This window comes from Daejeonella sp. (assembly GCF_049655485.1).
Classification (GTDB): domain Bacteria; phylum Bacteroidota; class Bacteroidia; order Sphingobacteriales; family Sphingobacteriaceae; genus Daejeonella.
Map to the genome: position 1 here is coordinate 1 of NZ_JBASJU010000358.1, position 8,665 is coordinate 8,665.

The window sequence follows — 8,665 nt, forward strand, 5'->3', positions numbered from 1 at the left end:
AAAACACTCCCCCTTCTGCAACGTGGACATTTTGAGTGTACTAAAGCATATATCTGGGTAACTCTTTGATCTCGGTCGATCTCCTGCGGAATACTCATCCTCTTATATTAAGATTGGTGCTTTTTTGGGTTAAAACTCCAGCAACCGCACAAAATTAGCCATAAAACGCTATATATATGCTGATTCCATCGAAGCCATTATTATTTTACTTAATTCAGATAAATTTCCTTAGAAGACAATGATTTATAAACTTACGCCGTTTAATAAAAGTGTTGTTGGGGGGATGCAAGAAATAAAAATATTAGAAACTTTGCACATTATGTTTGATAAGGAATTTGAATAAATTCTTTTATTACTTTTACAATGGATTACCATGGCTGAATGAAAAATTTTAGCAGGTACTAAATGATTCACTATCACCCCCTTTAACTAAAAAAATTAGATACTGCTTTAATGAATAGTTTTTTTGCCAGGAAGTTTGTTGTTCAGGGGATCTTCATAGTTATTACGATTATATTGCTTACACGATTATTTTATATCCAGGTAATTAGCGATGAGTATATTTTATCTGCAGAAAATAACGTAATACGAAGGCTGCCAGTTTATCCTGCCAGAGGAATAATTCTTGACAGAAAAGAACGGATTCTTGTTCAAAACGAGCCTGTTTATGATCTGATGGTGATACCTCGCGAAGTTAAGCCTTTTGATACACTCGAATTCTGCAGTCTTATTGGAATAGACAAAGTCAGGTTCGACAGGCAGTTCAAAAAAGCACGCAACTATTCACCGTATAAAGCATCCATTTTTGAAAAACAGCTCTCGGTTCAGATCTATGCTTCTTTTCAGGAAAAACTATCGGACTTTCCGGGCTTTTTCGTTCAGAACCGTACCGTTCGCCGCTATCCCGACAGTATTGGGGCACATTTTCTCGGCTATATCGGGGAGGTTAATCAAAACGCAATAGAAAAATCTAAAGGCTTTTATAATCTTGGAGATTATCTGGGCATTACTGGAATAGAAAAGTCTTATGAAGACCTTCTGCGGGGTCAACGTGGGGTACAGAACCTTATGGTCGACGCACTCAACAGACCAAAGGGACATTATGCTGATGGACAATATGATACCCTGGCTGTACCAGGAGAACATTTGATCTCGTCTCTTGACAAGGAACTACAGAAATTTGGCGAAGAGCTAATGGTCAATAAAATTGGAAGTATTGTGGCCATCGAACCCTCAACGGGCGAAATACTTTCTTTTGTAAGCAGCCCTGGATATGATCCCAACCTTATGGTGGGCCGGGACCGGGGCAATAATTACATGGAGTTACTTAACGATAAGTTAAAGCCGATGTTTGTGCGCCCTACGCAAGCCGAATATCCGCCTGGTTCAATATTCAAAGTAGTGAACGCGCTGGTTGCCCAACAATTCGGTCTGATTGATGAAAAAACATTTTTCTACTGTCCTGGCGGTTACCGCTATGGACGGCGGGGATGGATGGGCTGTACTCACGTCCATGGTTCGATCGATCTGCGTGGATCTATCAGAGAATCCTGCAATACTTATTACGGATACACTTATACCCGTATGATCGATCAAGCAGGTATGCGGCCTATAAATGCGTATAAAAGATGGCGCAATGCGGTTTCTGCGTTTGGCATCGGAAGTCCCCTTGGAATTGATCTTCCAGGAGAACGCAAAGGTCTACTGCCTACCGCCGATCTTTATACGAAACGTTTCAAAAATGATCGATGGGGCTCATCGTATACCATGTCATTGTCAATTGGACAAGGTGAGTTGGGGATTACACCGCTGCAAATGGCAAACGTTATGGCGATAGTTGCAAATAGGGGTTTCTTTTACAAACCCCATTTAATTAAAGCTATCGGCGATAAGAAGGTTGTAAAAGAAGAATACACAGTAAAAAATAGTGCAGGAATTGATACCAAGCACTTTGACGTAGTCATACAGGGTATGAGCGAAGTGGTAAACCAGAGCTGGGGAACGGCATATTATTCAAAAATCGATAACATTGAAATGTGTGGAAAAACCGGTACAGTTCAAAACCCTCATGGGAAAGACCATTCGGTTTTTGTCGCCTTTGCGCCCCGCGAAAACCCTAAAATTGCAATTGCTGTAGTTGTTGAAAACGCCGGATTTGGCTCAACATGGTCTGCACCCATTGCCAGTTTGCTAGTTGAAAAATACCTCACTAATTCTATATCAAGACCTAAAGGTTACATCGACAGATTGCTGGAAGCAAATCTGCTTCCGGGTGCCACTGTGAAACCTAAAAATCCTAAAAAAGTGACGCCTGACTCCGCCAAAACGATCAATCAAACGCGTAAACCAGTTTCTGTGAAACCAGCCACCACAACAAGATGAATAATCAGCGAAGCCTCTTCTTTAATGTCGACTGGTTTGTTATTTTAACTTACCTTACTTTATGCGTCATTGGATGGTTTAATATCCACGCTGCCGTTTATGATGCAGACAATCCCAGCATTATCGATCTTGATACAAATTATGGGAAACAGCTAATCTTTATAGTGTCGGCAGTCATAATTGGCTTTGTGATATTATTATTAGATGGCAAATTCTTCAATACCTTTTCCCCGATCTTCTATGGTATCACCCTACTTTTACTGGTACTCGTTTTAATTGTAGGACGTAATGTGGGTGGTAATCAAGCCTGGATACCCATCGGAAGTTTCAGACTTCAACCTTCAGAATTTGCGAAATTTGCTACATGTTTATTGCTTGCGAGATATCTAAGCTCTAGCACCGTTAAAGTCCAGGATATAAAAACTCAGATTATAGCAGCATTTATCATTTTAATCCCCACCGTCCTGATTTTATTGCAGCCCGATGCCGGCTCAGCACTAACATTTAGTTCTTTGATTTTAGTATTATATAGAGAGGGTCTGTCAGGATACTTCCTTGTTATTGAAGGTTTGTCCATCGTATTGTTTATCCTCACGGTGCTATACAATAAGTATTATGTTATCATAGGAGTAGTAGCATTTACGGGGTCCCTTATCTATCTATTCCGAAGGAATCGAAAGATGATAACCGTATTTGCAATGGGCCTTCTATTTTCGATCTTCTTTGTTTTTTCAGTTGATTTTGCATACAACAGCATTCTTAAGCCTCACCAAAGGAACCGGATAGACGTTATTTTAGGGAAAGTAAATGATCCCCGGGGAGTCGGATATAATCTCAACCAGTCGAAGATAGCTATTGGATCCGGTGGTATGTGGGGTAAAGGCTACCTTCAAGGTACACAAACAAAGTATAATTTTGTCCCTGAGCAAAGTACAGATTTTATCTTTTGTACTGTGGGCGAAGAATGGGGATTTGCCGGATGTTTTGTCGTGGTCGGCCTCTATCTCTTCCTTCTCTTGCGAATTGTGACCATTGCCGAACGACAGAGATCCCCTTTTTCCAGAGTCTATGGATACGGGGTGGCATCCATCCTCTTTTTCCACTTTTTTATCAATATAGGAATGACGATCGGGCTTATTCCAGTTATTGGGATACCTCTTCCATTCCTAAGCTATGGCGGTTCCTCCCTGTGGAGCTTTACCATTTTACTGTTTATCCTTCTTAAGCTGGACTCTAACAGGATGGGAATTATTTAGAAAAACGGCGGTGGAGGATTTCGTAAAATTTGTCAGTGACATCTTGCTTGTCGGCCCAATTGTTTTTCAAAGCATAGTTTTGCTTCAGAAAATTGTCGGCTGCCTCGAAATTGTCAAATCTGTTTAGGAGTTCCAGGGCTTCGCTATAGGCCAGGCTATATCCGTTAAAGAGGTCTCTTACAAATAAAAATTTATCATTGAGGCTTATCATTCCCTTTAAATCTTTGACCTGGCCAGTGTTTAACTGGCTGCTGAGGGTTTGTCCAGACATGCTTCTGGACAACAGTTCGTTAACTGTTGGTGCTGCAGGCTCTTCAGGTTTCGGCTGTGTAGGAACGGCAATAGTACGTTCAGCAATGAATACTTCTTTTACATAGACACCTTCATCCGCCATCTCGGAATTTTTTTTCTCTGCTAGATCTATACCTTCATTTGCTTCTTCCTCATTCCCTTCTTCAGCATCAATGGCATTCCCTGATGGCTCATCAGTTGTCTCATCCTCAGGCATCACGATCTCATCTTCCCTGTCGGATTTAAGCATCGTTTTTTCGTCAATAACTTTTTTCTCCTCATCTGTAAGAGGACGGTCAAAAAGTTTATCAGGCTGCTTTTCTTCAAATTCGAATGTCAGTCCTGGTTCCTTTTCTAATTCAAACTTCCAGTCCTGGATACGCTTCTCATCATGCGTCACGGACTCTGGAGCAGTTTCAATTACAGAACTGTTTTCTTCTTCCAGTGCCACCGGCCTTTGAGCTTTCTTATCCTTGCCTAAACTATCATTTAACTTTACCAATATTGACAGATGATCGGAAAGGAAATTGGCATTGGCCGAAAAAAGTTCTAGTTCCAGTTCGTTGAGATTATCCGAACTTTGAGAAAGATATTCATACTGTTCATTTAACTCAGAAAGGATACCGCCGATTTTTTTCAAAATTTCCTTTTTATTCATCATTTTTTGTATTGCTGGCAAGTTAAAATTGTCTTATTACACTTGAATTGGACATTTCAAAGATAATTACAATAATTAATAAAGGGTTTAATAATTATCTCTTAATATTGCGGAAACGCTTTATTTCGCTGGGAAATTCAGATATTAGAAGGGCATAAACAAAGGGGATAAAAGAATACGATGTTATTCAGTGAACACAATTTTAAACGGAGAAAAGAGCTGGGAGGAAGCATAGAAGTTATCTGTGGATCCATGTTTTCTGGTAAAACAGAAGAGTTAATCAGAAGGCTTAGAAGAGCGCAGATTGCAAAACTTAATGTGGAGATTTTCAAGCCGAAAACCGATACCCGGTACGATGAAACGTCGGTGGTCTCCCATGATCTGAATTCAATCCACTCTACTCCTGTTGAAAGCGCGAATTCAATTCTTCTTTTAGGCGCAAATACAGAAGTTGTCGGAATAGACGAAGCTCAATTTTTTGATGATGAATTACCTGATGTTTGTAATAAATTAGCTAATCGCGGGATCAGGGTAGTCATTGCGGGATTGGATATGGATTACCAGGGGCGACCATTCGGTCCGATGCCCGCCTTAATGTCCATAGCAGAGCTGGTTACCAAAGTACACGCAGTGTGTGTGCAATGCGGCGGACCTGCTTCCTATTCTTACAGAACCGCTGCAAGCGGCGCGAAGATTCTTTTGGGGGAAAAAGAAAGTTATGAGCCTCGGTGCAGGATGTGTTATAATTCTACCATAGAGATATAAAAAATTATCTCGGAAACAATGTAACTACCTCGAAACGATGAGTTTCAGAGCTTTCTCTTGTCCTCTGAATTTCATCCTATAAATGTAAACTCCTGCCTCCAGATTAGAGGAGTTGACTTTTATACTATATGAGCCTTTTGGCAAACTTGCATTAACAAGCTCCTGAACCTGCTGTCCGGTGCTGTTATAAAGTATAATTGAAGTTGTGCCGAGTTCAGGAAGGCTAAAATCGATGGTAGTAAGATCGGCGGCTGGGTTAGGGAAGTTCTGTTCCAAAACAAATCCATCAGCGGGCATATTTAGAGCTGGTCGAATGACTTCATTATATTTTCTTTGAGCAACGAGTGCACTGGCCTCAATTTCTGTTTGGCTGTCTCCCGCCAGAAAAGCAAAACCGATCTTAACTGAACCGTTCGCTGGTATTGTTAGCGGGCCATAACCGCTGACAAACATAACATCAATGCCATTTGGCGTAGATTCACCAAGTGACTTTGCTGCAACCCCCCGGGAAAGTGCCTCGAATTTCTCTGCTATACTAAGTCCTCCTGCACTTTGTGCCGGATCACCTATAATTTGGTCTGACATAGGATAATAAGCTGGGGGGTATTCTGAGTTTAAAAGTTTTACTCCTGCATAAATGCCATTTTCCGATTTAGGATGTACTAAACCAAGCCTGTTTACCACCTCGTATTTTGTTATATCTGTTCCTGAAACGTCAATATCCCAATCTGTAAGTAAGCCCGCGTAAACGTCATTTAAAACTGCCGTGCCCGTATTTTTAATTTCATACTCTACGATTGTATATTTATCATCAGGGGCTTGCGCAAATGCTGTTTGCGTATGTTTAACCGAAAGGTTCAGTCTATTCGGATTTGCGGAATCATCAAACACCGCCTCCCCCCTGAAAGCCGCTTTATTATCATCCAGCTTTCCAACCCGCACTTTTTTAACAAAGTGTTCGTCAAAACCACCCCGATCGTTTCGAGCATTATTCGAGACCTTTGTTGCCGAAGTACCAATCATTAGTGATGCTTCAAACAGCAATTGTTCATTTTTATAAACAAATCCAAGTCCGTTTGTCGCCTCCGGCCCGCTAAATCCCACTCGGCCATTGCTGCTCATGGTTGTTGCAATCTTATTTACAGTGATATTCAAATAATCCAGTGAAACCCTGATCTTAAAAAACTCTGTATCGTTATAACCCCCGCCTGCAGTATAACTGAGTTTAAAAGTAACTTCCTCATTATCGGAAATACTCGGTTTAATGTACACTCTAAAGGGTCCAACCATGGTTTGAGTTTGGAAGGTACCTAAGGAGCCGATATTATACTGTGAGTCTAAAACCTGGACATCGGGGTTGTCAGTACTTAGCCGCACAAGTATCCCTGAAACCGGCGATAGTAAATTCTTCAGGTCCAGGAAAATTCGTAAGGTGTCACCCGGCGGAATTGATCCGCGTCCTTTATCAATAAGCGTTATCTTTTGCTGACGTATCGAAGGAGGAGTTTCAGTTACTGCCCTGAAAACGTTCAGCCGTCCTCTTCCAATCAAACCAGCGAAGTTTCCATTTAGGTGATCGACATTGTCTGCAGTTACCCGTATTTGTTCCTTTACCTGATTCATATCAAAATTTGGGAACCGGCTTTTAACCAGGGCCGCTGTACCAGACACCAAAGGGACCGAAAATGAAGTTCCTCGCGCTTGAGTATAGCTGTTTCGATTTCCCGTGGTAAATGTTTCGCCCGGCGCAGAAATCGTTACATGAGAACCAAAATTGGAAAAACTACTTCTTCTGTCACCATCATCCACACTTGCGACGACCATTACACCGGAATAGAAAGCAGGGTATTCTGCCTGTATCGACCCTTCGTTGCCAGCCGCGACAATTACCAGGCAGCCCTTGGAAATGGCATAATTGATGATATCCTGACCATAAGCTCCACCGGCAGGACCTCCCCAGGAACAGTTTATGATATTCGCTCCGTTATCCGCAGCATATTTTATTCCTTCGTAGCCACGATAAATCGCTGTTGCATTATTATCAGCGCCCGCCTTTACAATCATCAGTTTTGCATTAAATGCTACGCTGCTAATTCCGATTCCGTTATTTGAGACTGCCGATGCAAGCCCGCTCACACGCACACCATGATCTGTGGAATCACTTTTTACATCGGGATCATCATCTTCGATCATTGTTGTGTAACTCGCGCCTACCAGATCCTTGCCCGGAAAAAGAATATTTTGGCGCAGGTCTTCATGATCCATGTCTGTTCCTGAATCAACAACAGCAATTACAATTCCTGAAGAATTCTTTATTACATCCCAGGCCATATTTGCTTTAATTTGCTTTAAATAACCTTGATTGGAGTTATAAAAAGGATCGCTAGGCACATAAGATGTATGGTAAATATAACTGGGTTCTGCATACTCAACTATCGGGCTTACTAAAATTTCATTGATCGTCTTTTCTAAAGCAGAATTCCCACTGAATCTAAATTCATAAATACGGTCAAGTCCGATGGTATCCCTAAAATCTCTACGGGACGCGGGTAGGATTGCCGATAGCACAGAGCTTTTAAACAATTGTTTAACCTCTTTCAGCGTAGCATCCTTGATGTTTAGTGAATTTGAGCTTAGCATACTGGTTGCCGCTCTTATTTGGGTCACAGAGATGCCATTCTTAAATTTTATGATAACCGTATTGGGCAAATAATCAGCCTTGGAAACCCCTTTAGGTAGAACAAAAGTTCTGGGGACTATCGGATCTTTCTCCTGTCCTACTACTGCTAATACAGAAAAGCAAAATATTAGCAGTAATAGTTTTCTCATATAGAAGGCTTTTTCAAAATAGGAAAATCGCATTATTTATATAAACATATCAATTAGCTTCCTTTTGATTAATTATCCAAGTTCATTGAATTAACATTAAAAGAATAGATTCTGAAACCTAAATGTAATGATATCGTATAAACATCGAAAGATAAGCCCAATGATACTTGAAAAATTGAATACTGTTTTATGCATTAATGATAATGATATTACGTTACTAATACTTAAACGTACTTTAAACAGATCAAACTTTGCAGATCAGATAGTTGAGAAAAAGGACGGACTAGAAGCGTTCAATTATTGCCAACAATTAATTGATAATGGTCAGCAACCTTTAGAAAACTATCCTAAAGTCATATTCCTCGACCTTCATATGCCGGTGATGGATGGATGGGAATTTCTCACTCGATTTGCAAAAGAAATCTGGCCGTTTTTCAAAGATACTAAGATTGTAATTACCTCGCAATCAATAGATATTCAGGAT

Annotated in this window: 6 protein-coding genes; 4 read left to right on the forward strand and 2 right to left on the reverse strand. The window is 40.7% G+C overall.

Going from position 1 to position 8,665, the window contains the following annotated elements; genetic code table 11:
• Positions 1 to 453 precede the first annotated feature (453 nt).
• Positions 454 to 2,382, forward strand: a complete 1,929-nt coding sequence (mrdA, locus tag WBJ10_RS14535; protein ID WP_424291542.1) for a penicillin-binding protein 2 — start codon at positions 454 to 456, stop codon at positions 2,380 to 2,382.
• On the forward strand, positions 2,379 to 3,638 hold the full coding sequence (gene rodA, locus WBJ10_RS14540) for a rod shape-determining protein RodA (protein WP_424291544.1): 1,260 nt from the start codon (positions 2,379 to 2,381) through the stop codon (positions 3,636 to 3,638). Before mrdA ends, rodA begins: the two co-directional genes overlap by 4 nt.
• Here rodA and WBJ10_RS14545 read toward each other — a convergent pair.
• Entirely contained in the window at positions 3,631 to 4,590 is a 960-nt protein-coding gene (locus WBJ10_RS14545) for a hypothetical protein (RefSeq protein WP_424291545.1), read from the reverse strand. The genes rodA and WBJ10_RS14545 overlap by 8 nt on opposite strands.
• A gap of 177 nt (positions 4,591 to 4,767) precedes the next feature.
• On the opposite strand from WBJ10_RS14545, the gene WBJ10_RS14550 reads away from it, so the two are divergent.
• Entirely contained in the window at positions 4,768 to 5,352 is a 585-nt protein-coding gene (locus tag WBJ10_RS14550) for a thymidine kinase (protein ID WP_424291547.1), read from the forward strand.
• 24 nt (positions 5,353 to 5,376) lie between these two features.
• Here the strand turns inward: WBJ10_RS14550 and WBJ10_RS14555 are convergent, their stop codons facing one another.
• Positions 5,377 to 8,181 (reverse strand): S8 family serine peptidase, encoded by a 2,805-nt coding sequence (locus WBJ10_RS14555; RefSeq protein WP_424291549.1) that lies wholly within the window; start codon positions 8,179 to 8,181, stop codon positions 5,377 to 5,379.
• 127 nt (positions 8,182 to 8,308) lie between these two features.
• On the opposite strand from WBJ10_RS14555, the gene WBJ10_RS14560 reads away from it, so the two are divergent.
• Positions 8,309 to 8,665: response regulator (locus tag WBJ10_RS14560; RefSeq protein WP_424291551.1), on the forward strand; the 357-nt coding region annotated here is incomplete at its 3' end.

Coding starts and splice junctions, on each gene's coding strand:
- mrdA (WP_424291542.1), top strand. CDS start 454: ATGAATAGTTTTTTTGCCAGGAAGTTTGTTGTTCAGGGGATCTTCATA.
- WBJ10_RS14555 (WP_424291549.1), bottom strand. CDS start 8,181: ATGAGAAAACTATTACTGCTAATATTTTGCTTTTCTGTATTAGCAGTA.
- WBJ10_RS14545 (WP_424291545.1), bottom strand. CDS start 4,590: ATGATGAATAAAAAGGAAATTTTGAAAAAAATCGGCGGTATCCTTTCT.
- rodA (WP_424291544.1), top strand. CDS start 2,379: ATGAATAATCAGCGAAGCCTCTTCTTTAATGTCGACTGGTTTGTTATT.
- WBJ10_RS14550 (WP_424291547.1), top strand. CDS start 4,768: ATGTTATTCAGTGAACACAATTTTAAACGGAGAAAAGAGCTGGGAGGA.